This is a genomic window from Yoonia rosea (assembly GCF_900156505.1).
GTDB lineage: Bacteria > Pseudomonadota > Alphaproteobacteria > Rhodobacterales > Rhodobacteraceae > Yoonia > Yoonia rosea.
In genome coordinates this window covers 634,150-659,328 of record NZ_FTPR01000002.1, presented here as the reverse complement: position 1 = coordinate 659,328, position 25,179 = coordinate 634,150, and the positions used below count along the sequence as shown (strand labels likewise).

Annotated in this window: 23 protein-coding genes, 1 tRNA gene and 1 riboswitch; of the genes, 10 read left to right on the top strand and 14 right to left on the bottom strand. The window is 57.8% G+C overall.

Annotation, left to right across the window (positions count from 1 at the left end):
- Positions 1–436: 436 nt before the first annotated feature.
- Complete coding sequence (msrQ, locus tag B0B09_RS14495) at positions 437–1,060, bottom strand: protein-methionine-sulfoxide reductase heme-binding subunit MsrQ (RefSeq protein WP_076660638.1); 624 nt, start codon at positions 1,058–1,060, stop codon at positions 437–439.
- 1 nt (position 1,061) lies between these two features.
- Positions 1,062–1,961: a protein-methionine-sulfoxide reductase catalytic subunit MsrP gene (msrP, locus tag B0B09_RS14490; protein WP_055296996.1), complete on the bottom strand. Its 900-nt coding sequence runs from the start codon at positions 1,959–1,961 to the stop codon at positions 1,062–1,064.
- 281 nt (positions 1,962–2,242) lie between these two features.
- Here msrP and B0B09_RS14485 point away from each other — a divergent pair, with 281 nt between their 5' ends.
- Positions 2,243–2,722, top strand: a complete 480-nt coding sequence (locus B0B09_RS14485; RefSeq protein WP_076660637.1) for a fasciclin domain-containing protein — start codon at positions 2,243–2,245, stop codon at positions 2,720–2,722.
- Positions 2,723–2,775: 53 nt separating this feature from the next.
- On the opposite strand, the gene B0B09_RS14480 is transcribed toward B0B09_RS14485, so the two are convergent.
- From B0B09_RS14480 to clpB, 3 genes are all read right to left on the bottom strand, one after another.
- Entirely contained in the window at positions 2,776–3,387 is a 612-nt protein-coding gene (locus B0B09_RS14480) for a YitT family protein (protein WP_076660636.1), read from the bottom strand.
- Positions 3,388–3,494: 107 nt separating this feature from the next.
- Positions 3,495–4,097, bottom strand: coding sequence for an outer membrane protein (locus tag B0B09_RS14475; RefSeq protein WP_084190853.1), 603 nt, complete (start codon positions 4,095–4,097; stop codon positions 3,495–3,497).
- A 135-nt stretch (positions 4,098–4,232) separates the two neighbouring features.
- Positions 4,233–6,845, bottom strand: coding sequence for an ATP-dependent chaperone ClpB (gene clpB, locus B0B09_RS14470; RefSeq protein WP_076660634.1), 2,613 nt, complete (start codon positions 6,843–6,845; stop codon positions 4,233–4,235).
- 262 nt (positions 6,846–7,107) lie between these two features.
- Here clpB and pyrF point away from each other — a divergent pair, with 262 nt between their 5' ends.
- Positions 7,108–7,824: an orotidine-5'-phosphate decarboxylase gene (gene pyrF, locus B0B09_RS14465; protein WP_076660633.1), complete on the top strand. Its 717-nt coding sequence runs from the start codon at positions 7,108–7,110 to the stop codon at positions 7,822–7,824.
- Positions 7,825–7,863: 39 nt separating this feature from the next.
- On the opposite strand, the gene B0B09_RS14460 is transcribed toward pyrF, so the two are convergent.
- Genes B0B09_RS14460 through B0B09_RS14450 form a run of 3 tightly spaced genes read right to left on the bottom strand, consistent with a single transcriptional unit; the run spans position 7,864 to position 10,321 of the window.
- Positions 7,864–8,136 carry an NfeD family protein gene (locus B0B09_RS14460; protein ID WP_055296985.1) on the bottom strand — a complete coding sequence of 91 codons (273 nt, stop codon included), beginning with the start codon at positions 8,134–8,136 and terminating at the stop codon, positions 7,864–7,866.
- A complete protein-coding gene (locus tag B0B09_RS14455) occupies positions 8,136–9,029 on the bottom strand; it encodes an SPFH domain-containing protein (protein ID WP_055296983.1) in 894 nt (297 codons plus the stop codon). Before B0B09_RS14455 ends, B0B09_RS14460 begins: the two co-directional genes overlap by 1 nt.
- Before the next feature lie 41 nt (positions 9,030–9,070).
- Positions 9,071–10,321, bottom strand: a complete 1,251-nt coding sequence (locus B0B09_RS14450) for a D-amino acid dehydrogenase (protein WP_076660632.1) — start codon at positions 10,319–10,321, stop codon at positions 9,071–9,073.
- Between the two features lie 105 nt (positions 10,322–10,426).
- Positions 10,427–10,514, bottom strand: a riboswitch (glycine riboswitch).
- 169 nt (positions 10,515–10,683) lie between these two features.
- Here B0B09_RS14450 and B0B09_RS14445 point away from each other — a divergent pair.
- Together B0B09_RS14445 and B0B09_RS14440 are read left to right on the top strand one after the other, a co-directional pair.
- Entirely contained in the window at positions 10,684–11,937 is a 1,254-nt protein-coding gene (locus tag B0B09_RS14445) for a DNA polymerase IV (RefSeq protein WP_076660700.1), read from the top strand.
- Between the two features lie 103 nt (positions 11,938–12,040).
- Positions 12,041–13,222, top strand: a complete 1,182-nt coding sequence (locus tag B0B09_RS14440; RefSeq protein ID WP_076660631.1) for a phytanoyl-CoA dioxygenase family protein — start codon at positions 12,041–12,043, stop codon at positions 13,220–13,222.
- 6 nt (positions 13,223–13,228) lie between these two features.
- Here B0B09_RS14440 and B0B09_RS14435 read toward each other — a convergent pair whose 3' ends face one another.
- Positions 13,229–14,092 (bottom strand): N-formylglutamate amidohydrolase, encoded by an 864-nt coding sequence (locus tag B0B09_RS14435; RefSeq protein WP_076660630.1) that lies wholly within the window; start codon positions 14,090–14,092, stop codon positions 13,229–13,231.
- Positions 14,093–14,246: 154 nt separating this feature from the next.
- Between B0B09_RS14435 and B0B09_RS14430 the strand changes: the two genes are divergently transcribed.
- The 3 genes from B0B09_RS14430 to B0B09_RS14420 all read left to right on the top strand — a co-directional run bounded on the left by B0B09_RS14430 (position 14,247) and on the right by B0B09_RS14420 (position 15,929).
- Positions 14,247–14,321: transfer RNA gene (locus B0B09_RS14430), tRNA-Val, on the top strand.
- A gap of 77 nt (positions 14,322–14,398) precedes the next feature.
- Positions 14,399–14,524 (top strand): type B 50S ribosomal protein L36, encoded by a 126-nt coding sequence (ykgO, locus tag B0B09_RS18005; RefSeq protein WP_010141322.1) that lies wholly within the window; start codon positions 14,399–14,401, stop codon positions 14,522–14,524.
- A 211-nt stretch (positions 14,525–14,735) separates the two neighbouring features.
- Complete coding sequence (locus B0B09_RS14420; RefSeq protein ID WP_076660629.1) at positions 14,736–15,929, top strand: PPC domain-containing protein; 1,194 nt, start codon at positions 14,736–14,738, stop codon at positions 15,927–15,929.
- A gap of 75 nt (positions 15,930–16,004) precedes the next feature.
- Here B0B09_RS14420 and B0B09_RS14415 read toward each other — a convergent pair whose 3' ends face one another.
- The 5 genes from B0B09_RS14415 to B0B09_RS14395 form a co-directional block, all read right to left on the bottom strand.
- Entirely contained in the window at positions 16,005–17,486 is a 1,482-nt protein-coding gene (locus B0B09_RS14415; protein WP_076660628.1) for a peptidoglycan-binding domain-containing protein, read from the bottom strand.
- Positions 17,487–17,612: 126 nt separating this feature from the next.
- A complete protein-coding gene (gene fdhF / locus B0B09_RS14410) occupies positions 17,613–20,381 on the bottom strand; it encodes a formate dehydrogenase subunit alpha (RefSeq protein ID WP_076660627.1) in 2,769 nt (922 codons plus the stop codon).
- A 135-nt stretch (positions 20,382–20,516) separates the two neighbouring features.
- Positions 20,517–21,335: a PA2778 family cysteine peptidase gene (locus B0B09_RS14405; protein ID WP_242654455.1), complete on the bottom strand. Its 819-nt coding sequence runs from the start codon at positions 21,333–21,335 to the stop codon at positions 20,517–20,519.
- An 8-nt stretch (positions 21,336–21,343) separates the two neighbouring features.
- Positions 21,344–21,760, bottom strand: a complete 417-nt coding sequence (locus tag B0B09_RS14400) for a PA2779 family protein (protein WP_242654453.1) — start codon at positions 21,758–21,760, stop codon at positions 21,344–21,346.
- A 113-nt stretch (positions 21,761–21,873) separates the two neighbouring features.
- Entirely contained in the window at positions 21,874–22,161 is a 288-nt protein-coding gene (locus tag B0B09_RS14395; protein ID WP_076660626.1) for a YggT family protein, read from the bottom strand.
- Between the two features lie 138 nt (positions 22,162–22,299).
- Between B0B09_RS14395 and B0B09_RS14390 the strand changes: the two genes are divergently transcribed.
- The 3 genes from B0B09_RS14390 (at position 22,300) to mepA (ending at position 25,174) form a co-directional block, all read left to right on the top strand.
- On the top strand, positions 22,300–22,845 hold the full coding sequence (locus B0B09_RS14390; protein WP_076660625.1) for an acyl-CoA thioesterase: 546 nt from the start codon (positions 22,300–22,302) through the stop codon (positions 22,843–22,845).
- A gap of 65 nt (positions 22,846–22,910) precedes the next feature.
- The gene (locus tag B0B09_RS14385) at positions 22,911–24,287 is read left to right on the top strand and encodes an MFS transporter (protein ID WP_055296966.1); all 1,377 of its coding nucleotides are present in this window, start codon (positions 22,911–22,913) and stop codon (positions 24,285–24,287) included.
- Positions 24,272–25,174, top strand: coding sequence for a penicillin-insensitive murein endopeptidase (gene mepA / locus B0B09_RS14380; protein ID WP_076660624.1), 903 nt, complete (start codon positions 24,272–24,274; stop codon positions 25,172–25,174). Before B0B09_RS14385 ends, mepA begins: the two co-directional genes overlap by 16 nt.
- Positions 25,175–25,179 lie beyond the last annotated feature (5 nt).

The window sequence follows — 25,179 nt, the reverse complement described above, 5'->3', positions numbered from 1 at the left end:
CCCGTAAGCCCGTCTGGCGCCCCGTCAGCACTTGTAAGCGCCGCCGGTGAAGGGGGTTCTACGGTTACTCGAAGATACCCGCAACCCCTTTTTTCGAGAAAAGTGCATTTTTTATGACATCCCTGAATATATGTTTGTTTTTAATGACTTGCGGTCATTTAACTGCGCCAACACCCCCTGTTGTCGCAATTTTCTTAGGCAGAATGGAAACAGAACATACCAGATTTGGGGTTATCCACAAAGCCGTCTACTAGAGACTCTCAATTTCATGCAGACTCATACATCCAAATCACACTGAATCGCTTCGATTCATACTTTCTTAAGCCCCTAGGGCCGATATTCATCATGTGATTCATTGTGATTCACCTCCTCACCACACAAAGACCCGGCAGTTTTCGCTGCCGGGTCCGTGGGGGATGTCGCAATAGCGGGTCGTTTACCCCGAGATTGGCTGTTGCTTCCGTTCTAAAGACACATACCGTGCCCCGACGAGTGCCAGCACCACGATCAAATAGATCAATGGCTCGATCTGAAAGCCTTTGGCCAACCACAGATAATGCAGCGCGCCCAAAACGGCCGCGGGATAGGTCAGCTTATGCAGCTTGCGCCATGACGCGGCCCCCATTTTGCGCAATGACAGATTGTTTGATGTCATCGCCAACGGAATCAGCATCACGAATGACGCCATCCCCACGGTGACATAGGGGCGCTTCACGATTTCTTCCCAGACGCGACCGAGACTTTGCACATCAAGAATTGCAAAAACAAGGAAATGGGCCAGTACAAAGAAGAATGCACTGACACCGATTGCGCGCCGGAACTTGAGCAGGTTCAGACCGGTCCATTTGCGCAGCGGCGTCACGGTGAGCCCCGCCACCATCAGAATCAAGGCAATTTCACCATAGGCCCGTTCCAGCACATTGATCGGCTCGACCAGATAGGGGCCGAGCTGGTTCAGGGCGCGCCAGAACTCCCAGCAGGCATAAAGCGCGCTGACAATATATATTGTGCCGGCTGGGAACCGGCGCAAAACGCCGTTGATGGGCTGCGCAATCGTCACTTTAGATATCCACACTCAGATCCTGGCCGGCATAAAGCGGGGCCACTTCGGGATAGCCGTTGAACATGAGCGTGTCCTGACGCGGCGCAAAGAGGCCGCCACCGATACGGCGCTCGGTTGCCTGGCTCCAGCGTGGGTGATCCACATTGGGGTTCACATTACTATAGAAGCCGTATTCACGCGCATTGGCCTTGTTCCAGCTGGTAGGGGGTTCACGGTCAGTCAGTGTGATCCGCACAATGGATTTGATCGACTTGAACCCGTACTTCCATGGCACGACCAAACGGATCGGCGCACCAGACTGATTATAAAGCGGCTCATCATAGATACCTGTCGCCATGATGGTCAGCGGGTGCATTGCCTCATCAAGGCGCAGGCCCTCGACATATGGGAAATCCAGAACGCGGCGCTGGACGCCGATCATGTTCTCGGGCTGGACCACTGTTTCAAAGGCCACATATTTTGCGCGCGACTGAACCCCGACCCGATCGAGGATATCCGCAAGCTCGATGCCATTCCATGGCACGACCATTGACCACGCCTCGACACAGCGGAAACGGTAGAGGCGATCCTCAACCGAGAGCCCCGCCAGCAGATCATCCAGCGCATAATCACCGGGGTTATCAACCATCCCATCCACCTTGATGGACCATGGCGATGTCACCAGCCTATGGGCGTTCTGGGCCGGATCGTTCTTGCCGGTGCCGAATTCATAGTAATTGTTGTAGCTTGTGATCTCTTCCAGCGTATTGGGCTCCAGGTTGCCCTGTGCCGCGGCACCGCCCGCAAGGCCAATCGCGCCAAGCCCGATCGTCCCCGCCAGAATCTGGCGCCGGTTGAGATAAGCCGACTTTGGTGTGACGTCAGCCTTGGTCAAAGTATTGGTCCAGCGATATGCCATCTTGGATCTCCGTTCTTTTCACTTCCTGACAGTATATAGAGGATAACGTTTGAAAGATGTCTCACGTTGCCGCCAGATCGTTGAAATGTTCCGTAAATATGCCGGATCAATCACAAAGATTCACGCACCTGTGACTGGAAACAGCAAATCGGCGCGGCTTAGGTGAAATGCGGTTTTCGTCAAGCAGCATCGGCGTAATTCCCCGATGATCCAAGGTGATCTGCTCTCGTAAAAAGAGCAATGCCAACGACAAGGCATGCTTTGAAACTAGGAGAACACAGATGCTACGCAGAACTTTTATCGCACTGACAACGACAGCTGCCCTGACTTCAACTTCGGCCTTCGCAGCAGGCCACTCAAAAGATATCGTCGACACAGCGATTGATGCAGGCAGCTTTACAACACTGGTTGCTGCTGTTGAAGCGGCCGGTCTGGTTGAAACACTGAAAGGCGAAGGTCCGTTCACTGTTTTCGCACCAACAGACGAAGCCTTTGCTGCACTGCCAGAAGGTACAGTTGAAGGTCTGCTTGCCGATCCGGAAGCACTGGCCGCGATCCTGACCTACCACGTTGTGCCAGGCAAAGTGATGTCCACAGACCTGAGCAACGGCATGATGGCGACAACTGTAAACGGTGCTGACGTCACAATCATGACCGAAGGCGGCGTGATGGTTGACGGCGCAAACGTCGTTACAGCAGACATCGAAGCATCAAACGGCGTGATCCACGTGATCGACGCGGTTATCCTGCCGTCCATGTAAACGATTGACCACAAGGTCTACCAAAGCCCCGGCACATCGCCGGGGCTTTTTTGTTATCGTGCGACGTAACGGTCGCGCCGGTGATTGATCGCAATAATCAGGTTCAGCACCACAGCGCCCACGAGCGAATAGAACACCAACAACGGATCAAAGAGAAAAAACGCCAGTCCGAAGATAAGGGCATCAAAGATGAGCTGCGCATATCCGGCGCGAAACCCTGTCGTATCCTGGATCAGCAGAGCCACAACGCCCAAACCACCCAGCGATCCGTTATGCCGGAAGAGCACCAGGAGGGCGACCCCAAGCAAAGCACCAAATGTCAGCGCACCCAATAGCGGGTCAATATACGAGAATACCATGCCAAGCGGGATGATCTCGCTCAGCACTGACAGAAGCGTCACAGAGATCAGCGACTTAATGGTAAATGTGGCGCCCAGACGTTTCCACGCCAGCACATAGAACGGCAGGTTTACCGCAAAGAAGACCACACCGAATGAATACCCGCTGAGGTAAGAAATAATCACCGCAATTCCGGCTGTCTGTCCGGTAATCAGCCCAACCGTGGTCAATATGTTCAGACCAACCGCGGCAAGAAAGATGCCAAGCGACATGCCCTGGACGTCATCAAGAAGCGAATGTGTAGATTCTGGCGGATGTGTTGTCATAACACCTTTATAGGGCAGCTTTGCTGACCCACAAGTGCCCGGGTGCCAACGGGCCCGCAAAAGAAAAGGGGCGCCCGCAGGCGCCCCGCGTATCACTCCTTTTGGGGTCAGAACAGGAAAGAAGCAGTGATACCTACGTTCTCAAGGGCCTTTTCAAAGTCATCGGGATCAGTGTTCTCGATGGAATCGTAGATCACCTCCAGACGCGCGGTCCCACTGCCCGCCAGCGCCCGCTGAACACCGATGCCGGCGGTGAAACCGGTCCCGACCGTGTCGGCATAGACACCTCCGCCATCCTCAGCGACACCGGTCACGATGGCGAGGCCAGCAGACCCGAAGAGATCGTAGCCGCCACCGACCGGAACGCCGTAAAGGCCGCGCACCCGGGCAAGCGCATCAATGTCACACCAATCGGGCGAGAAATCCGTGCATGAGTCGGCACCGCCGCTGTAGCTCATCTCCCCATCGACCGGAAAATCGACATTCAACTCCGCTGCCCAGAAAGGCCCGCCGCCGATGTCGGCCCGATAGCCCAGAAGGCCGCCAACCACCACGCTTTCACCCGAGGTTTCGCCGATTCCGTCACTTGTGCTCTCCATCTGCAAATAGCCAAGGCTCCCACCATAGTAGATCCCATCGGCCTGTGCGGTAGACGCAGCAAGAGCGGCCACAGCCACGATGATTGCTGCACGCTTGTTCGTCATATTCATCTTCGTACTCCAGAATTGCCCCCAAAGCTGACCTTAGGGAAAGTGGGCACTCCGGTCGAGACACATATCGACAGAATCAGAACTTCATCGACAGAACCAAGAAAAAGGGCGCCCGAAGGCGCCCCGATCACTTGCTCAATGCACGACTGCATCATTTGGCCGTGGTCGGTTGGTTCCCGCCACACGATCACCCACTACGAGCCCGTCAACTCCAGCGCTGATTTTGATCGTATCGCCGTCCATGACATCACCGGCCAGAATCATCTCGGCCAGCTGGTCCTGCAGCGCGCGCTGGATGACCCTCTTCAGGGGGCGCGCGCCGAACACAGGATCATAGCCTTCTTCAGCCAGCCAATTGAGTGCGGCATCATCCAGATCAAGATGGATGTTGCGCCCTGCCAGCCGCCGCTCGAGCAAACCAAGCTGGATTGTCACGATACCTGCCATGTCACTGCGCGCCAGACGGTCAAAGATGACAATCTCGTCCAGCCGGTTCAGGAACTCTGGCCGGAAGTGCCCGCGCACCGCATCCATCACATCGCGCTTGGCATCGCTGGTATCGGCACCATCGGGCAGCTGGCTCAGCGCCTGCGCCCCCAGATTGGATGTCAGAATGATCAGCGTCTGCTTGAAGTCCACCGTCCGGCCCTGACCATCGGTTAGCACACCATCGTCCAGCACCTGCAACAGCACGTTGAACACATCGGGGTGCGCCTTTTCGACCTCGTCGAACAGGACCACCTGATATGGGCGGCGGCGGACGGCCTCGGTCAGCACGCCACCCTCATCATAACCGACATAGCCCGGAGGCGCACCAATCAGACGGGCGACCGCGTGCTTTTCCATGAATTCAGACATATCAATGCGCACCATTGCGCTGTCGTCATCAAAAAGATACTCGGCCACGGCCTTGGTCAGCTCGGTTTTACCAACACCCGTTGGCCCGAGGAACAGGAACGATCCAAGCGGACGGTTCTCGTCATTCAGACCGGCACGTGCGCGGCGCACAGCATTTGCCACCGAACGGACCGCTGTCTTTTGACCGATCACGCGCCTGCCCAGCTCTTCTTCCATGCGCAAGAGCTTATCACGTTCACCTTCCAGCATCTTCGAGGTCGGAATACCCGTCCAGCGCTCGACGACTTCAGCGATCTGCTCGGGGCGCACGGCCTCTTCAACCATCAGGTCATCACCTGTCTCAACTTCTGCGACAAGGCGCTCCAGTTCAGGGATCACACCATAGGACAGCTCACCGGCACGGGCGAGATTGCCTTCGCGTTTGGCGATGTCCAACTCGGCACGCGCGCGGTCCAGTTTTTCCTTCACGCCACGCTGGTTTTCCAGCTTGTCACGCTCGGCCTGCCATTTCGCAGTCATTTCTGATCCACGGTCCTGCAGGTCCGCCAATTCCTTTTGCAGCTTTTCCAACCGATCAAGCGATGCTTTGTCGTCTTCTTTCTTCAAAGCCTCGGATTCGATCTGTAACTGCAGAATCTGGCGATCCAGCGCATCCAGCTCTTCTGGCTTGCTGTCCACTTCCATCCGCAGACGGCTGGCGGCCTCATCCATCAGGTCGATGGCCTTGTCCGGCAGAAAACGATCCGTGATATAGCGGTGCGATAGCGTTGCCGCCGCAACCAAGGCGCTATCGGAAATACGCACACCGTGGTGCAGCTCGTACTTCTCTTTGATCCCGCGCAAGATACTGACCGTGTCCGACACAGTCGGCTCTTCCACCATCAAAGGCTGGAAACGCCGCGCGAGGGCTGCGTCTTTTTCCACATACTTGCGGTATTCGTTCAGCGTCGTGGCACCCACGCAGTGCAGTTCGCCGCGTGCCAAAGCCGGTTTGATCAGGTTTGCCGCATCCATCGAACCCTCGGACGCACCTGCGCCGACAAGCGTGTGCATCTCGTCGATGAACAAGATGATTTCACCGGCCGCAGCTTCGATCTCTTTCAGAACCGCCTTCAGGCGTTCCTCAAACTCACCACGATACTTTGCACCTGCAATCAGCGCGCCCATATCCAGCGCCATCAGACGTTTGTTGCGCAAGCTTTCAGGCACGTCGCCGCTGATGATCCGCAGGGCGAGTCCCTCGGCAATCGCCGTTTTACCGACACCGGGTTCGCCAATCAGCACAGGGTTATTCTTGGTCCGGCGTGACAAAACCTGCATCGCGCGGCGAATCTCTTCGTCACGGCCAATGATCGGGTCGATCTTGCCTTGCTCGGCGGCCTCGGTCAGGTCGCGCGCATATTTCTTGAGCGCATCAAAGCTGTCTTCGGCGTTCGCACTATCGGCGGTCCGGCCTTTGCGGATGTCGTTGATCGCTGCATTGAGTTTCATGGCGGACACGCCACCTGCATCCAAAGCGTCTTTGGCCTTGGATTTCACAACGGCAAGCGCCGTGAGCAGGCGTTCGACCGGCACAAAGCTATCGCCTGCCTTCTTGGCAAGCTTTTCAGCCTCATCCACGACTTTGGCGGTCGTATTATCCAGATAAACCTGGCCTGTATCGCCGGAAACCTTGGGTATTTTTGCAAGGGCTGCCTCAACCGCGCCGACAACAGCGGGCGCATCGCCGCCTGCATGTGAAATCAGGTTGGTAGCCAACCCTTCTTCATCATCAAGCAAAGCTTTGAGCAGGTGCTCGGGGGCGAGTTTCTGATGATCCTCGCGCATTGCGATCGTCTGGGCGGCCTGAATAAAGCCGCGCGACCGCTCAGTGAACTTTTCTAAGTTCATGGGTCTCTCCTTTGTTAAGCGCCCGTCTTTACGGATGCCCGACTACGCGGCACATCCCTGATTGGGCCTCCTTCAATAAATGGGATGCCCGCACCGGTCGTGCAAGTCCATGTCGTCAAATACGCAAACGCACCCGACAGACACATCATTAGACCCTCAAAGCGATGCCAGGTTGATCAACATCAATCGTGTCAGCACCGCATCAGTTGCGCCGCAACCGCCCAGTCGCTAGACCGCTCAAAACAAATCAAGGAGTTTGCACATGTCCGATGACCGTTTGATCGTAGCAATGGACGTGCCAAACGTCCTTGAAGGGCTGGAACTGGCCAACACGCTGGGCGATGCTGTAAGTTTTTATAAAATCGGGCTTGGGATGCTGACGGGCGGCGGCTTGGCGCTTGCGAACGAACTCAAGCAGGAACATGGCAAACGCATTTTTCTTGATATGAAATTCTTTGACATCGGCGCGACAGTCGAAGCCGCGGTGCGCGGTGTGGCCCAATTTGATCTGGACTTCCTGACTGTCCATGGCGACCCCCATGTTGTACGCGCAGCGCGTGAAGGGGCTGGCGGGTCCAACATGAAAATCTTGGCCGTAACCATTCTGACATCACTGGACCGCGACGATCTGGATGCATCCTGCATCAAGGCGGGCGCGGTGGCCGATCTGGTGCAGGAACGCGCAGGCACAGCACTTTCAAACGGGGCCGACGGGGTGATCGCATCACCGCAAGAGGCGGCACTGATCCGCGCCCTGCCCGAAGCGGAAGGCAAACTGATCGTCACCCCCGGCGTGCGGCCCGCAGGTGCAGCCCTTGGGGATCAAAAACGGGTCATGACACCGGCGCAGGCCATCGCAAACGGCGCGGACCATGTGGTTGTGGGCCGCCCGATCTGGCAGGCCGCGAACCCAAAGGCCGCAGCACAAAGCATTCTGGCGGAACTGGCATCACCACAAGCAAAAACCCCCAACCACTAGGGCCGGGGGTTTTCAGATCTTAAGGTCTGAAGCAAAAGATCAGTCGTTGACGTCGGTTTCCCAGATTTTGACCTGTCCGGTCTTCAGCGCGAAGTATTTCCGCATCACCAGATAGGAAATCAGCGACAGCACCGAAAAGATGACCAGCGTGAGCGCAAAGCCTGACGCCGATATCCCGAAGAGGATCAGCAGTCCCATCATGGCCGCGCCAATCGCGAACCCCAGAAAGATATAGCCCGGGATCAACACCTCGAGTGTTGCGAGGATCAAAGCCCCCGACATCCACACCCACCATTCTGTCCAAAGCGGCATTATCCACGTCCTTTCAGCATCTGGAATGCATTGGCAAAGGCATCAAGCGCATTGGCGGGCAGGATAACAGTCTGACTGCCGGTACCGTCACCCAGCTTTTGCAAGGCTTCAACCTGCTTGAGGGCCACCTGATACTGCGCCGCCTCCAAACCATTTTCTGCAATCGCCACGGCAACCACCTGCGTCGCATAGGCTTCGGCATCCGCCAGAATACGGCGCGCTTTCGCGTCCTGCTCGGCGGCATAAAGTTCCGCGTCGGACTGCAGCTCCACAGCGCGCTTCTTACCTTCGGCTTCTGTCACCTGCGCGCGACGTGCACGTTCGGCGTTCAGCTGTTGCAGCATCGCTTCACGCGTTGCCTGATCCAGATTGACGTCGAGAATCTCGGCGCGGGTCACTTCAATACCCCAGTCATCTACTTGCTGGGCGACTTGGGTCCGTACCGCTTCAATCAGGCTCGAACGGTTCGCCTGTACCTGATCCAGTTCCATACGGCCGATTTCCGACCGCACGATACCGGCCACAGTGGTCGAGATCGCACCATCGACATCACGGATCCGGTATACGGTCTTTTCAGGCTCGATGATGCGGTAAAAAACCGATGTCTCGACCTGGACCAGCACGTTGTCCGATGTGATGGCATCCTGGTTCATCGACGGCAACTGGCGCTCAAGTATGGATACCTTGTGACGCACACGGTCCAGAAACGGGACAATAAAGTTGATCCCGGGGCCAAGCACTGAACGCAGACGACCAAGACGTTCAACCACGAACTTCTCAGACTGCGGCACGATGCGAACACCGGCCATAATGCAGACGATGATGAACACTGCCAGCAAAAGCCACAGCACATTCTGGCCCAGAAACTCGGATAAAAGGTTCTCAATAGGCATGTATCTATCCCTCATAATTATGAAGGATAGATAAGTAGCTGTTATGCTGATTTCAATGTATGCTGTTGCATACTGTGCGATTTGGGCGCGAAAACACGCGACTGTACCGCAGTTGCAACGAGATCGGACGTTGCCGCCGAAAGGGTCCAACCAAGGTGCCCGTGCCCGGTATTATAGAAAACACGCGGATGACGCCCGGCACCAACACGCGGCATCATGTTGGGCATCATCGGGCGCAGCCCTGCCCAAGGCACGACGTTTTCCGTGCTGACATCGGGGAAGTGCGCCTCGCACCACTGCACCAGCGGTTTCACACGATCCGCACGGATATCACGGTTTTCGCCATTGAATTCTGCGGTCCCCGCAATGCGGAACCGGTCACGCCCCAAGCGCGAAGTGACGATCTTGGCCTTGTCATCCAACAGCGAAACCGTCGGTGCCGCCGCCTGAGATTGCGCATCAGGCAGGTTGACCGTGATGGAATAGCCTTTCACCGGATAAACATTCACGCGGTCACCCAGTTTCTTTGCAAAACCGCGTGACGCAACGCCGGCAGAAACAACCACCGCATCAAAACGCTGCTCGGTCCGCGCCCGCACAGTCACGCCATCCGCATCGGCCGCAACATCGTCGACCGCATGGCCCATTTCAAACTGCACACCCTGTCGGCGCAGCCACGCGGCCAGACCGACGGTGAATTTGTGGATATCGCCTGTGCTGTCGCTCTCGGTCCAGAACCCGCCCAAAATACCGCCACGCAAGGTCGGTTCTTTGGCAAGCGTCTCTTCCGCGCTCAATTCGCGTCGCGCCAATCCGCCTTGGGCCAACAATTCCGTGACCTTGCGCGCATGGGCAAAATCTTTCTCGGTTTTGTAGAAATGCAAGATCCCTGCCGGCGTGAAATCAAAATCAATCCCTGCATGATCAGCCATTTCCGCCAGACCAGCGCGCGCCGTCACCGCCATCCGCGCGGTTGCGACGGTGTTCGCTTTATAGTGCGGAATATTTGCCAGAAACGCCGCCATCCAGCTAATTTTATGCCAGCTGGGGCTGGGGTTCACCGATAAAGGCGCATCCTGTTGCAGCATCCATTTGATACCCTTCAGAACCGTGGACCACTGGTTCCAGACTTCCGCGTTTGACGCGCTGAGCTGTCCGCCATTGGCAAAGCTGGTTTCCATCGCCGCATAGCGCTGGCGATCAAACACGGTGACGTCATATCCGCGCGTGTGAAGTGAATAAGCAGTGGTGACGCCGGTAATTCCGGCGCCCAATACAGCAACTTTAGGCATGGTAAACTCCCTACCATCTGCCCCCGCCGTCTGCTGTACCTGAGAGATTCGCCCAATCGGGCTTGCTCCTTCGGCGGACCACTCAAGGCCTCTCTTCGGCGTGTTGCACCCCAACCGGTCCTTTTGCCTGAGAGTGACCGGGGCGGTTGCTCCTTCGGCGCCAGACCAAACCGGACTCTCCCGGTTGGTGTGTTTCCTATTGGAAACTCATAGACAGATCGGCGCGCAACGCAATGAGAAATTTCAGCCCGGAATGCCATCCGTCGCACCGTGGCATTTTCGCGACGCAACGCCACCAGCAGCATCCTCGCGCCATCGTGTGGGCCGTTGTGTCCAAATCCCGCCCCTTCTACACTGCCTTCATGCCAGCACTTTGTCGCGATTGCCTGACCACATTCGACAATGAGTCCCGTTGTCCACAATGCCGCAGTCCAAGGGTGACGCGGCACCCGGAGCTGTTTGACCTGACCATCGCGCATATGGATTGCGATGCTTTTTATGCCTCGGTGGAAAAACGCGACAACCCCGATCTCGCAGATAAACCCGTGATCATCGGTGGCGGGCGACGCGGCGTTGTATCGACCGCCTGCTATGTGGCGCGAATCAAGGGCGTCAAATCTGCCATGCCGATGTTTCAGGCGCTCAAGCTTTGCCCCGAGGCTGTCGTCGTCCGCCCCAACTTTCCCGCCTACACCGAGGCCTCACGCGCCATCCGCGCGATGATGGATGAACTGACACCGGTGGTTGAGCCCTTGTCACTGGATGAAGCATTCATGGACCTTACAGGCACCGAACGCCTGCACCACGCACCCCCTGCGGTCATGCTGGCGCGTCTGGTCAAGCGGATGAAAGACGAACTGGGGCTGACGGGATCAATCGGGCTGTCGCACAACAAATTCCTCGCCAAAGTGGCCTCGGACCTCGACAAACCACGCGGCTTCTCGATTATCGGCAAGGCAGAAACCACCGCATTTCTGCGCCCCAAATCCGTGCGCCTGATCTGGGGCATCGGGCCGGCCGCACAGGCCAGCCTCGAGGGCGCAGGGATTCGTACCTTTGACGACCTTCTGCGCTGGGACAGGCGGGATCTGCATGACCGGTTCGGCGGCATGGGCGAGCGGCTCTACAGCCTTGCCCGCGGCGAGGACGGGCGGCGGATTTCACCCCATAGCCCTGTAAAAACGCTGTCGAACGAGACAACGTTCAATGAAGACACCGGCGATGTGGATATTCTGGATGGCCACCTGTGGCGGATGGCCGAAAAGGTCAGCGCACGCGCCAAAGCGCAGGATAAAGCGGGACGGGTGGTGACGTTGAAGTTGAAAACCTCGGATTTCAAACTGATCTCGAAACGCCAAAGCCTGCGCCATCCGACCCAGATTGCCGACACCATCTATCGCACGGCGCGCGGCTTGTTCGATCAGGTCAGCGGACGCGGGCCATTTCGTCTTCTGGGGGTGGGGCTGTCCGAGATAAGTCCTGCCGCCGAAGCCGACCGCGAAGGTGATTTGCTCGACCCCGGCGCGCAAAAACGGGCCGATGCCGAAAAAGCCGCTGACAGAATCCGTGAGAAGTTTGGCAAGGATGCGATCATCAAAGGACGCGCCCTGCGCTAGGCGTAAGGTGGGTCTTGACCCACCCACCCCCGCCTGAATTAGTCTTTTTACAAAAACGAATGTCCGCTACGCTCGACCGGCGCAGACACAGCGAGGGCACGACTTGAACCACGTCTTTGACACCACCGCCGCTTATTATGATCCCGATGCCTGTGATATCGCGGATTTCACCGCGTTGATTGATCAGACTACACACGGCGTGGATGTGCCTTTTGCCTCCGCCATCGAAAAGAGTATTCCGGTTTATGATATGGCAGCACTCCGCCCTGCCCTTGAAGATCAGGGAACCCGTAAGCGAATCCTGGCAGAATGGGCCCGCGTTCTGCGGGAAGGTGCAGGTGTCATCGCGCTCAAAAAGACCTTTGCGGACACCAGTGTTCTGGATCAGGCCACCCGCGTTTACGAACAGATCATTGCAAATGAAAAGGCGGGCGCGCACGGCGCAGGCGACCATTTCGCGGCGGCAGGTGCGAATGATCGGGTCTGGAATTCGCTGCAAAAACTTTGCGAAGCGGCACCCGATGTCTTCCTCCGCTATTTCGCAAATACCGTGATTGATGCGGCTTGCGAGGCATGGCTTGGCCCCAACTACCAGATGACCGCGCAAGTGAACCTCGTCCATCCCGGCGGAGCCGCGCAGCAAGCGCATCGCGATTATCATCTGGGCTTTCAAACCGCCGAGATCTGCGCGTCCTATCCCGCCCATGTGCATGAGATTTCACCAGTCCTCACACTTCAGGGGGCAGTTGCGCATTGCGATATGCCGCTGGAAAGCGGCCCGACGAAACTACTTCCTTTCTCGCAGGCCTACCGCCCGGGATATGCCGCTTGGCGCAGGCCCGATTTCAGGGCGTTGTTTGAAGAACGCTATATCCAACTGCCGCTCGCAAAGGGCGACACTTTGTTTTTCAACCCTGCGCTGTTTCACGCAGCAGGCGCGAACACCAGCAAGGATATCCATCGTTTCGCCAATCTCTTGCAGGTCTCCTCAGCCTTCGGGCGGGCGATGGAAACGATTGACCGCGACAAAATGTGCAGGCTGGTGTTCCCATTTGCTGCCCAAGCGATAGCAGATGGCAAATTGAGCCCCTCGGAACTCAAAGCAGCGATATCGGCCACTGCAGAAGGCTATTCTTTCCCGACCAACCTTGACCGCGATCCACCCGCAAACGGAATTGCGCCAGAAACACAGGCCGCGTTCATAGCGCGTGCCTTGTCGACAGGCATCAGCCCGGAGGATTTCAGCAAACGTCTGGACGATATGAAAATAGCGCGGCTGTCTTAACCGCGGCTATTCCGCCGCAACCTTTTGGTCCGCAACACGTCCGATATCGACAATCTCGGCGATCACACCTGACAAGAGCGCCTGAAAGGCCGTGAAGTCTGCGTTCAGTTCCAATGTACGTTCGTTCATGTAAAGCGCGCGGTCAACCTCGACCTGAATGGCGTGTTGCTGGCGTGACGGGCGGCCGTAGTGTTGCGTAATGAAGGCCCCCGCAAAGGGCATATTGCGCGCCACCCGCAGACCCGCACTTGTAAATGCGGCCTCCACCTGCTCCACAACAGATGCCGCGGCGGTGGAGCCAAACCGATCACCCAGAACCACATCAGGACGCGCACTGCCCGGCGGGCCTACGTTCTCAAGCGCTTCGTGGGGCATGGAATGACAATCGATCAAAATCGCCTCGCCGTAGGCATTGTTGCTTTCATCCAGCAAGGTCTGCAGCTGGTCATGGTAGGGACGCCAGTACTGCGCAATGCGCAGATGCGCCTCGGCCAGCGTGAGCTTGCCACGATAGATCTGGCGACCATTGGCCACAACACGTGGGATCACCCCGAGCCCGCTGGCGATGCGCGGGTTGTGTGCGTTGCGGCGCACCCCTTCGATCAGGGCCTGATCAAGTTCATCAACACCACGGTTCAGATCAAGAAAGGCGCGCGGCGCTGTTGCCGTCAACAGCGGTGCGCCATGGTCAGGCACGGCGGCGAAAAGCTGATCGACAAAGGCATCCTCGGACGACCGGATCTCGCTTGCATTCAGAACCGACCGGCGCAAGAACGCGTCAGGATAATCTCGCCCGCTATGGGGCGACGCAAAGACAACGCTTGTGGTGCGCACCTGAGGTCGGGTCAGAGTGTAGGCCGTTTTAAGCAATATTTTCGTCCCTTCAGCACAACAGATAGCGCATTTCGGGAAAATACCAAAAGCCCTTGATCCCTTTGTCGACTCCTTTTATAGACCGCACGACTGACGCGGATTGCCCGCGTCCTATTTCGTTATGGGACGTGTCGTAAAACGCAGAAGGCATGGATGATTAGCTCAGCGGTAGAGCACTTCGTTGACATCGAAGGGGTCACTGGTTCGATCCCAGTATCGTCCACCATGAATTCATCGGGCTTACCGCCCGTTAATGTAACCCAAGGCGCAGTCCGCGCGCCGCGACAGATAGGAAACGACCCCATGAAGGTACGTAACTCCCTCCGCTCGCTCAAGCAGCGCCACCGCGATTGCCGCGTCGTGCGCCGTAAGGGCCGTGTCTATGTTATCAACAAGACGCAACGCCGGTTCAAAGCCCGTCAGGGCTAAACCTGCGATAGCAGTAACAGGGAAAAGGGTCGTGCCGCTGGCACGGCCCTTTTTCTTTTCCATCAGCCCAATCTCATCAAAATATCTGCAAGAAAACCGGTAAAAGTCACAATCGCACCTTCGTAAACCTGTAATATTCGCTAGTCATACTGAGTTCCATCACGCTACTTTGTGGCACTCCAAATTTCTTGAAGACAAAGGACTTTATTCCATGACCCGCCCCACACTTAAAACATCTGCCATAGCTGCCCTCATGCTGGGCACCGCATCACCGGCATTGGCCCAAGACATCTGCGGAGGCTTTGGCAACAACGGTCAGTGGATCGGCGGCGATGAAGAAAGCTCTGATATTACCACATCCTTAGCCTACCGCGAACAAATGGCGCTAGTTCTGGGCGGCAATGAATATATGTCACTTTTCACCCTTTCCGCCCCGACAGATATCCGGGTTGAGGCCGCAGGGCGTGGGTCGGGTGATCCGGTCATCGACCTCCTCGACAGTACCGGCGATATCATTCTTTCTGATGATGATTCTGGCGGCAACTCCGCCTCGCGTGCGGAAACCTCGCTTGACGCAGGAACTTACTGCATGTCGGTGCGCAGCTATGATGGCGGCCCGATGACCGCATTCGTCCGCATTGCCCGTCAGGAACAGGAGTCGCTGACAGACGGCATTAGCACGCCGTCAAGCACCCCAACAGGCAGCTGTGACACAGCCGTGCCGTACGGCACACTTGGCGAAAGCGTTTCGGCCTCCGCGGCAGAGGTGCCGTTCTGGAGCTTCGAACTTGACGGTCAGACACCAATCACGATCACAGCGGAAAATGAAACCGCCGATCCCGTGATCACCCTCTATGGCCCGGGCGAGACCTATATCGACGAAAATGACGACTATGACGGCTTGAACTCCCGCCTTGATGTCACCGACACTCTCGCTGCTGGCACATATTGCCTTGGCGTGACGGCACTCAGCGATGACAACGCGCCGATCACCCTTTCCATCAACCCTTATGATGCGGAAGAAGCCTTGCAGGCGCTCTATGCCCGTGGCGAGGCCGCACCACCTTTGGACGGCAGCGTCCCTGTGACCGATCTTGGCGTGCTGACCTCGCGCACCCGCCAGGACGTGCAGGCGACCGAAGATGTCACATGGTTCAGCCTTGATTTCGAAGGCGCAGGCCTCTTGGTGCTCGAAGCCATCGCGAACGGCAACAGCGACCCTTGGCTGGTGCTCTATGATGATCTGGGCCGTCAGATCGGGCTGAACGACGACTATGGCGACGGGCTGGACAGCATGATTGCCGTACGTTTGCAGGAAGGCACCTACATTGTCGGTGTGCGCCTGTTTGAGGGCAATCAGGGATTTGTCCGGCTTGTTGCCGAAAAATACGTGCGCGCAGACTAACGCACACCGGAATTGAAAACGGGCGCCCCGCGGCAAGCGGGGCGCCCGTTTTTATGCGACAGAAAGGGAATGCGCCTAGCGACCGAACGTATCAGCCAGCAGACGCGCCAGCGTCGCCTGATCCAGATACCCCGTCGATGTCAGATTTCCCTGCGCCTGATAGCGCCCGATCGCACGCCGCGTATCGCTGTCGAACCGCCCATCGACCTGTCCCGGATTGAAGCCCAGTTGCTGCAGCCGGTTCTCGATCAAACGACGCAGGACAGGATTGATATTCAGCGCATCCTCGCGTGCCCGCGCGGCATCATTGGCCGCCTCATTGTTTGCTTCATCCAGCGCAGCAAGCCTGTTGCGTGCCTCATCCGCGAAAATACCGTCGGGATAGCGTTCCAGATAGGCCCGGTAGCCAGCTGGCGTGCCGCGCGCACCGGTTTCTTCCCAATAGTCGCGATCCAGTGACAGGGCTTGTTCGCGCGCGCGCTCTTCCTCGGCTGCGATTTCAGCGGCACGCCGGCTGGCCTGCGCATCAATCCGGTTGATCTGCTCGGTGGTCAGATAGGAGGTCTGTGCAAACCCGTTGTTTTGTTGCCAATTGCGGATCGCGCCGCGTGTGCCGGGGCCAAAGATACCATCCACGCCCCGCGTATCGAACTCCAGCAATGTCAGATTGCGCTGGATCGCGCGCCGCTCGTTGCGGGTCAGGTTCAGCGCGTCTTCGGCAATCTGCGCAAGCCTGATGGGATCATTTTCGATCTGGTCCAGACGGCGGCGCGCCTCGTCAGCGTAAGGGCTGCGGGGATATTCGAAGATGAAATCGCGGTAGCTATCGGCAGTGTCTGCATTTTGTGCGTTTGTCCATGCGGTCAGGCTAGGCTCGATTTGCGGCAGGTTTGGCGCCGGAACCGTATCAGACAACTGCATGATCAGGCTCTGCGGCTGAAAGCCCAGCGTGTTTAAACGCCGGTTATCGCGCACATAGGCCATGACATCGCCGCCCGGTACTGTAACCGCATCGGTCAAAACCCCGACAACCCTGTCGGGCTCGCCATATACCACAGTCACCCCTTGCGGCACATCAAGAGTGCCGACGCCTTCGCGCAGATATCGCCCGAAACTACTGAACCCGTCCTGATCGTACCCCAGCACAAGAACCGCCTGACCGGGCGTGCGTGCGAGGACATCGAGAACAGTATCTACCGATATTGCGCTATCCAGCCCGAATGGTGTGGGTGTCTGCGCATCCTGCGCCAGGAACCATGTCCGTGTGCCATCCGTGGCAAAACGACCAGAGAGCGCAACAACCAGACGATCCGCGCCCAGCGCGTCATCGGCCAGTGTTTCCGCGAGACGCTTCATGTCGCGCGCGGACCCGTTGGAGAGCGTGGTGACCTGATAACCGGCATCCCGCAATTCATCCGAGGCATCCAGAATATCTGTTGCATCGCCAACCCTGCTGAATTCCTGATAGCGGTCAACGCCCATCAAGAGGGCTGCGTCATCAGCAAAAGCCGGCAGGGCAAGCCCCGAGAGGGCCGCAATCAGGGTCAATCTGCGCATTGCGCGTCTCCTTTGGTTAGTCTTGCAGAGCCCGCAAAAAGCGGCCCAGCACTCAGCCAAAGGCTAGGCTGTTGCGGGGGTGCTATTCAATAGCGCCCCCTAAACCGGCGTTAGATACGCAGATTCTCACTCGGCCGGAACGGTGGTTTCGGCCTTTTCGACGCGCACGGCAGAGAATTTGAACTCGGGGATCTTGCCATAAGGATCGACCGCGGGATTGGTCAGCACGTTCGCCGCCGCCTCGACATAGGCGAACGGAACAAAGACCATATCCGGGGCAACCGCCCGGTCTTCGCGGGCCATGATGGTGATGCTGCCCCGGCGGCTCGATACGGTGACCATCCCGCCCGGCTCAACACCCAACTTGCGCAGGGTCGATGGGTGCAGGGAACAGTTCGCCTCCGGTTCAACCGCGTCCAGAACGCGTGATCGCCGTGTCATGGAGCCGGTATGCCAGTGCTCCAACTGCCGACCCGTCGTCATGATCATCGGATATTCCGCATCGGGTGCTTCATCCGGCGCGATCACACTCGCGGGGGTGAAACGCGCACGCCCGTTAGCGCGGGGAAAACCATCGCCAAAGACGATCGGCTGGCCGGGGTCCGTAGGCGATAGCGACGGATAGGTCACGGCATTCTGCGCCTCAAGCCGGTCCCACGTGATGTTGGACAGCGATTTCATCGACAGCGCCATTTCGCCAAACACCTCACGCGGGTGGGTGTAGGTCCAATTCAGGCCAAGCCGCTTGGCAAGTTCGGTTGTGATCCACCAATCCTCGCGTGCCTCACCGGGTGGCGGCACGGCAGGGCGGCCCATTTGCACTTGGCGGTTGGTATTCGTGACCGTGCCGGATTTTTCAGCAAAGGCGGCAGCAGGCAGGATCACATCGGCATAGTTCGCGGTTTCGGTAATAAAGATGTCCTGCACCACAAGGTGTTTCAGTTTCGCCAGCGCGTCGCGGGCATGTTCCACATCAGGATCGGACATCGCGGGGTTTTCGCCCAAGATATACATGCCGTGAATGTCACCTGCGTGCACCGCATCAAGGATTTCCGTAACAGTCAGGCCCTTGTTGGGATCAATTGTGCCTTCTTGCCAGATTTCCTGAAACGCGCTGCGCACCCCGTCATCACCCACCGGCTGATAATCAGGCAGGAACATCGGGATCAGGCCCGCATCAGAGGCGCCTTGCACGTTGTTCTGTCCACGCAGCGGGTGCAGGCCAGCACCGGGGCGACCCACTTGGCCGGTCATCAGTGCAAGACTGATCAGACAGCGCGCGTTGTCTGTACCGTGGATGTGTTGGGACACGCCCATGCCCCAGAAAATCATGCCCGCCTTGGCACCTGCGAAAGTCCGTGCGACATCGCGCAAAACCTCCGCCTCGATCCCGCAGACCTTGGCCATTTTTTCGGGTGTGAAATCGGCGAGATGCGCTTTCTCTGCTTCCCAGTTTTCTGTGTAGGCTTCGATATACTGGCGGTCGTAAAGCTCTTCCTCGACGATCACATGCATGATCGCGTTCAGCATCGACACATCGGCACCAGGTCGGAATTGCAGCATATGGGATGCAAACCGCTTGAGCGCCTGACCGCGCGGATCCATGACAATCAGCTTGCCGCCGCGTTTGGTAAACTGCTTGAAATAGGTCGCCGCGACGGGGTGGTTCTCAATCGGGTTGGCCCCGATGACGATAGCAACGTCCGCGTTTTCAATCTCGTTGAAGGTCGCGGTCACAGCGCCCGAACCTACGTTTTCCATCAATGCGGCAACCGATGACGCATGACACAGGCGCGTGCAGTGATCGACGTTGTTGTGACCAAACCCCTGCCGGATCAGTTTCTGGAATAGATAAGCCTCTTCATTGGTGCATTTAGCCGAGCCGAAACCGGCCACACCTGTGCCACCGATATCAGCCATGCCTTTGGCGGCCACATCAAGCGCCTCGTCCCATGTGGCTTCGCGGAAGTGGGTCTGCCAGTTGCCGGGGTCCACGTTCAGGCCCTTGGCAGGCGCATCATCGCGACGGATCAGCGGTTTGGTCAGGCGGTGATCATGGTGGATATAATCGAACCCGAAACGCCCTTTGACGCAGAGCCGCCCCTCGTTGGCAGGGCCGTTGATGCCTTCGACAAATTTCACCTTATCGTCTTTGATCTTCAGGCTGATCTGGCACCCGACACCGCAGAACGGACAGACGCTTTCGACTTCGCGGTCAAAGTCTTTCGTGTCGCCCATCTGGTTTTCATCCGTTACCGTCGCAGGCAACAGTGCGCCTGTCGGGCAGGCCTGCACACATTCGCCGCAAGCCACGCAAGACGACGCGCCCATCGGGTCGTCCATGTCGAATACCGGATAGGCATTGCCGCCGCGCCCCGCCATGCCGATCACATCGTTGACCTGCACTTCGCGGCAGGCCCGCACGCAAAGCCCGCATTGGATGCAGGCGTCAAGGTTCACGGACATCGCCACATGGCTGTCGTCCAGCAGGGGGATGTGTTCGGGATCGGCTTTGGGAAAGCGGCTTTCGGACACATCCTGTTTTGCGGCCATATCCCACAGATGCGCGGATTTATCATGGGCCACCTCTTGGGCAGGCTGGTCGGCGACCAAAAGCTCCATCACCATGCGGCGCGCCTGTGTTTCGCGGGGTTGGTCCGTGGTCACGACCATCCCTTCGGAGGGTTCGCGGATGCAGCTCGCGGCCAAAGTCCGCTCGCCTTCGATCGCGACCATACAGGCGCGGCAGTTGCCGTCAGACCGATAACCGGGCGCGGGTTTGTGGCACAGATGCGGGATGATCAGGCCGCGTCCATTGGCGACTTCCCAAATCGTTTCACCCGCTTGCGCGGTCACGGTTTCGCCGTCCAGCGTAAAGGTAATGGGATCTGACATCGGGAACCTCCAAGGTGCGTTGCCCGAATATAGACCATTTGTCCCTTGCAACTGAAAGGTCATGCGCGACCGCAAGCAGCACATTTACGCCATGCGGGATTTCCGATGGGTTACGTGGGGGACGCATGAGGGGAATTAACCCGCGATTTCGCTTTCGACAAAGGCGAGGTTGGCGCGGACTTCGGGAATTGAGGGATCAATGCTGCGGGCACGGCGCAGCGCCTGCCGTGCGCCGCGCAGCTCACCCTGCGCATAGCGGGCATTGCCAAGGCCGAATTGCCAAAGCCAGTTGTCGGACCACTTCGCAGCACCCGTTTGATAGAGCGTTTCGGCTGCCTCATACTGCGCGACCCGCTCAAGCGCGGCAGCAGCAGAAAGCACCTCGGCCTCGTCCGCGCTGGCGGGCAGTTGATCAGGTGGCAGCACCACAAGCCCCCAGTAATCGCCCCGCCGCCACGTGCGTTCAAAGACCGCAAAGGGCATGACCATCTGGTCTTGCTGGCCGGAATTCAGATAGACCTCATCGCGCGCAAAATCATAGCCCGTCACAACGCCGTAATGCCACACAGGCACCACGCTGAACCCGAGGTTCTGAAACACAATGACCGGATGGCCTGCGGTCACTTCGGTCAAGAGCTGATCAAAGTTATCAATCTCAACCGCCAATTGGCCCAACCTGCGGCTGCTGCCGATCATATCCGCCAGATAGGTACCGCCCGCGCCGGGGCTGAAGGCAAGGGCGGCGACCTCTTCTTGAGTGATATCCGCCCCCGCCCATTGCATGACCATCGCGATCGAGGTGGGACCGCAGAAGAAGTCTTCTTGCTGGATCAGTGGCACGCCTTCAATTTGCGCCCGTGTCGGCGCATCAAATGACAGACGTTCATCCGGATCAAAGGGTGGCGCGCAGGCCGCCAGCCAGCACAGGGCCAGCAGGCAGGCAAAGCGTTTCACAAATGCGCCTAGCGGACGCACCGCGTAAAGTTGAAGAAGCGCGTAAAGCACAGCAGGTCAGTGACCAGCAGGATTACAAAAATCGTGAACAGCGTGCCCACGATATCGGCACCGGCACTGTCATTTTCCATCTGCGTCAGCATCGTCGCGATCTCGGCATCGGACAGCGCTGCCAAACGCGCCTCGGCCTCGGCCGGATCGACGCCAAGCGCTTCGATCTCGGCGCGGACCTCATCACGCTGCATTTCGTCCATCAGCGCGTTGCGGTTCGCCAAAGCGGTGTATTTGCTGATCGCTGCATCTGTGCCCAGCATCTCGGCCTGCGCCATTGTTACCGCCTGCGTGGCCAGCACCATCTGCGCCGAAAGCGCGATTGCGATACCTTTTTTGCTCAGATTAAGAAAACCCATGTCGTTCTTTCCCATTTTGTGGCGGCATTTCGAACCGCCACGTTGCCCCAATGCATATAGTTTTGAGCAATTTCTGCCCCAGCGCAACTCTTTGCGGGAAATTAGACCCCCAATCGGCAAAAACCAGACTAGGCGAATGCGAACATGTTGTTGATCAAGAAGATACGCAGGATTTCAAGGCCGACCAGCACAACGATCGGAGACAGGTCAATCCCGCCCAGATCGGGCATAAACCGGCGGACGCGGCTGTAAATCGGCTCCAGCACACGCTCCAACCCGTACCAGACCTGACCCACAAATTCCTGCCGGATGTTCAACACCTCAAACCGGATCAGCCAGCTCATGATGAAATGCGCGATAACAAAGAACCGGATCACGCCAATGATCAGCAGAAGGGCTTGGATAATTGTCAGCATGGATGCGGCCTTTTTGAACAGTTTGTCACGATCTAAGCGCTTGCGCGCGCCACGACAAGCCCAAGGGGTGCCGCGAGGTTAAAGTTGACGTCCACGTCAGGTGGGCGCATTCCCCGAGAGCCAGAAAGGATACCGCCCATGTACCCCATTATCCGCGTGATCAAAGAGGTTCTCAAAGCCAAGAAGATGCCCCCGCTGCACCCTTTGGGCAGCCATGTGTCGCATCACCGCTGCTGGCCGCAGGACATTGATTATTATCTTGAAATGAACAACGGGCGTATCCTGACCATTCTTGATCTTGGCCGGACAGGACTGGCCCAGCGCGTGGGCTTGCTGCGCGCCCTGCGGCAGAATGGGTGGGGCCTCACAATCGCCGGGGCATCGATCCGGTATCGCAAGCGGATCCGGCCATTCGTCAAGTTCCGTATCGTCAGCAAGGCCATCGGTTGGAGCGACCGCTTTTTCTATATCGAGCAAACGATATGGATCGGCGACGAATGTGCTGTGCAAGCCCTATTCCGGTCGGCCGTGACAGGCAAGAACGGCATCATTAACCCGGCCCGCGTGTTTGCGGCTGTTGGCTTGGATCAACCCTCGCCCGAAAAGCCCGCATGGGTGCAAGCCTGGATCGATGCGGATAACACCCGCCCCTGGCCACCCGAGGACGACGGCACGTCGCAATAAAGAATTCTTGCCAGCCATAGGCTTATCTGTGTCTTATCCCTTCAGGGAAGAGCAGGGACAAGAACATGGCAGTCGCAAAGAAACGCATCTGGGGGTGGATGGCCTTCGATTGGGCCTCGCAGCCTTTCTATACGCTCGGCCTGACATTCATCTTTGGGCCCTATTTCGCCGTGGTCGCGACCGAGTATTTCTTTAGCACAGGCATGTCGGAAAGCGCGGCTGATGCGCAGGCGCAATGGGTCTGGTCAGCGGGCCAAACCGTTGCGGGGCTACTGATTGCGTTCACTGCGCCTTTTCTGGGCGCGTTCGCGGACAATTCAGGCCGCAAGATGCCGTGGATCGCGTTCTTCTCGGTCATTTATGTGGTGACCACCTTCATGTTGTGGGGGCTGACACCGGACGGATCGTCGCTCATCCTTGTCCTCGTGATGTTCTACGTGGGCTTCTTTGCTGCGGAAAGCGCATTGAACTTTGTGAACGCCATCCTGCCATCGCTGGGCAATGACAAAGAAGTCGGGCGGATTTCCGGCTCGGGTGCGGCCTTTGGCTATTGGGGCGGCGTGACCTCGCTTTTCATCATGCTCCTGCTCTTTGCCGAGAATGATCAGGGCGTCACCCTTTTGGGCAATGCGCCACTGTTCGGGTTGGACCCAGAGGCGCGTGAGGGCACGCGCTTTGTCGGACCTTTCATCGCGATCTGGTACGTCATCTTTATCATCCCCTTCTTTATGTTCGTGCGCGACGATCCCAAAGCCGCGCGGAAGTCCACCAAACTGGGCGCGGTTTGGGGCGAGTTAATGGAAACGCTGCGGTCGGTCTTCCACCGCAAAAGCCTGCTGAACTTTCTCGTGGGGTCGATGTTTTACCGTGACGCATTGAATGCGCTTTACGCTTTTGGCGGTGTCTATGCGGCCCTCGTGCTTGACTGGCAAACAATCCAGATTGGTGTCTTTGGCATTATCGCTGCGATTGCCGCCGCCATCACAACGTGGCTGTCGGGTCTGGCAGACGCACGCTATGGCCCGAAACCTGTGATCCGCGCCTCTGTCTGGGTGCTGATCCTTGTCTCGGTCGTCATCGTGGGTATGTCACGCGAAGGAATCTTCGGGATCCCTTTCGCGGAAGGGTCCGGCATCCCTGATATCATCTTCTATATCTGCGGTGTCTGCATCGGCGGCGCGGGCGGTGCGGTCTATGCGTCATCCCGTTCAATGATGGTGCGTCACACCCATCCCGAGCGCCCCGCCGAGGCCTTCGGCCTTTTTGCGCTTACCGGCAAAGCCACTGCTTTTCTTGCCCCTGCGTTGATCACTTTGTTCACGATCATGACCGGTAGCAATCAATTAGGCTTCTTGCCTGTAATCTTTCTTTTCCTGATCGGGCTTTTGTTGCTACGATGGGTGAATAAAGACGGAGATCGCGCAGAATGGTCCGCTTCATAATCGCAGCAGTACTTATCCTCGGATTGGCCGCATGCCAGACGGAAGAACCGCCTGTTGTCAGCCTGTCCAGCCAGAATTTCAACGATACACGCATCGCCAAGACGCTCTTCGGCGCGGCACCCACCGGCTCGCCACAAGCGCCGCAGCCCTTTGGCAGCTATTCGCGCGGCTGTCAGGCAGGCGCAGAGCAGTTGGAAGAAACAGGTCCGACATGGCAGGCGATGCGGCTGTCGCGCAACCGCAACTGGGCGCAACCCGAAACGCTGGACTATGTCCGCGACCTCAGCCGCTTTGCCGCGACACAACCCGGATGGGCGGGGCTTTATATCGGCGATATGAGCCAGCCGCGCGGCGGCCCAATGCTGACAGGACATGCCAGCCACCAGACAGGTCTGGATATTGATGTCTGGATGCTACCGCCCCAGCGGCTCGACCTGACAGTGGCCGAGCGCGAAAGCATTTCGTCCATCTCGATGCGGCGCAATGCGGGCGCCTTTACCAATGACCTTTGGACACCCCAGCACGAGGCGATTGTCCGCGCCGCGGCCTCGGACCCGCGCACCGCGCGCATCTTCATCTTCCCCGGTGCCAAGGTTGCAATGTGCAATTCGGCGACCGGCGATCGCAGTTGGCTGTCCAAAGTGCGCCCATGGTGGGGCCATCACTATCATTTCCATGTGCGCCTGAATTGCCCTGCCGGTGCTGCGGGTTGCACAAACCAGGCACCACCCCCACCCGGTGATGGCTGTGCCGAGGCCCAAGACTGGGTGGATCGTATCCTGAACCCACCTCCGCCGGACCCCAACGCGCCACCCCCGACACCGCGCGCGGAACTAACGATGGCCAACCTGCCCGGCCAGTGCCAAGCCGTCTTGAACGCCCAGTAAGTGTT

Coding starts and splice junctions, on each gene's coding strand:
- msrP (WP_055296996.1), bottom strand. CDS start 1,961: ATGGCATATCGCTGGACCAATACTTTGACCAAGGCTGACGTCACACCA.
- B0B09_RS14485 (WP_076660637.1), top strand. CDS start 2,243: ATGCTACGCAGAACTTTTATCGCACTGACAACGACAGCTGCCCTGACT.
- B0B09_RS14480 (WP_076660636.1), bottom strand. CDS start 3,387: ATGACAACACATCCGCCAGAATCTACACATTCGCTTCTTGATGACGTC.
- B0B09_RS14475 (WP_084190853.1), bottom strand. CDS start 4,097: ATGAATATGACGAACAAGCGTGCAGCAATCATCGTGGCTGTGGCCGCT.
- clpB (WP_076660634.1), bottom strand. CDS start 6,845: ATGAACTTAGAAAAGTTCACTGAGCGGTCGCGCGGCTTTATTCAGGCC.
- pyrF (WP_076660633.1), top strand. CDS start 7,108: ATGTCCGATGACCGTTTGATCGTAGCAATGGACGTGCCAAACGTCCTT.
- B0B09_RS14460 (WP_055296985.1), bottom strand. CDS start 8,136: ATGCCGCTTTGGACAGAATGGTGGGTGTGGATGTCGGGGGCTTTGATC.
- B0B09_RS14455 (WP_055296983.1), bottom strand. CDS start 9,029: ATGCCTATTGAGAACCTTTTATCCGAGTTTCTGGGCCAGAATGTGCTG.
- B0B09_RS14450 (WP_076660632.1), bottom strand. CDS start 10,321: ATGCCTAAAGTTGCTGTATTGGGCGCCGGAATTACCGGCGTCACCACT.
- B0B09_RS14445 (WP_076660700.1), top strand. CDS start 10,684: ATGCCAGCACTTTGTCGCGATTGCCTGACCACATTCGACAATGAGTCC.
- ykgO (WP_010141322.1), top strand. CDS start 14,399: ATGAAGGTACGTAACTCCCTCCGCTCGCTCAAGCAGCGCCACCGCGAT.
- B0B09_RS14420 (WP_076660629.1), top strand. CDS start 14,736: ATGACCCGCCCCACACTTAAAACATCTGCCATAGCTGCCCTCATGCTG.
- B0B09_RS14415 (WP_076660628.1), bottom strand. CDS start 17,486: ATGCGCAGATTGACCCTGATTGCGGCCCTCTCGGGGCTTGCCCTGCCG.
- fdhF (WP_076660627.1), bottom strand. CDS start 20,381: ATGTCAGATCCCATTACCTTTACGCTGGACGGCGAAACCGTGACCGCG.
- B0B09_RS14400 (WP_242654453.1), bottom strand. CDS start 21,760: ATGGGAAAGAACGACATGGGTTTTCTTAATCTGAGCAAAAAAGGTATC.
- B0B09_RS14395 (WP_076660626.1), bottom strand. CDS start 22,161: ATGCTGACAATTATCCAAGCCCTTCTGCTGATCATTGGCGTGATCCGG.
- B0B09_RS14390 (WP_076660625.1), top strand. CDS start 22,300: ATGTACCCCATTATCCGCGTGATCAAAGAGGTTCTCAAAGCCAAGAAG.
- B0B09_RS14385 (WP_055296966.1), top strand. CDS start 22,911: ATGGCAGTCGCAAAGAAACGCATCTGGGGGTGGATGGCCTTCGATTGG.
- mepA (WP_076660624.1), top strand. CDS start 24,272: ATGGTCCGCTTCATAATCGCAGCAGTACTTATCCTCGGATTGGCCGCA.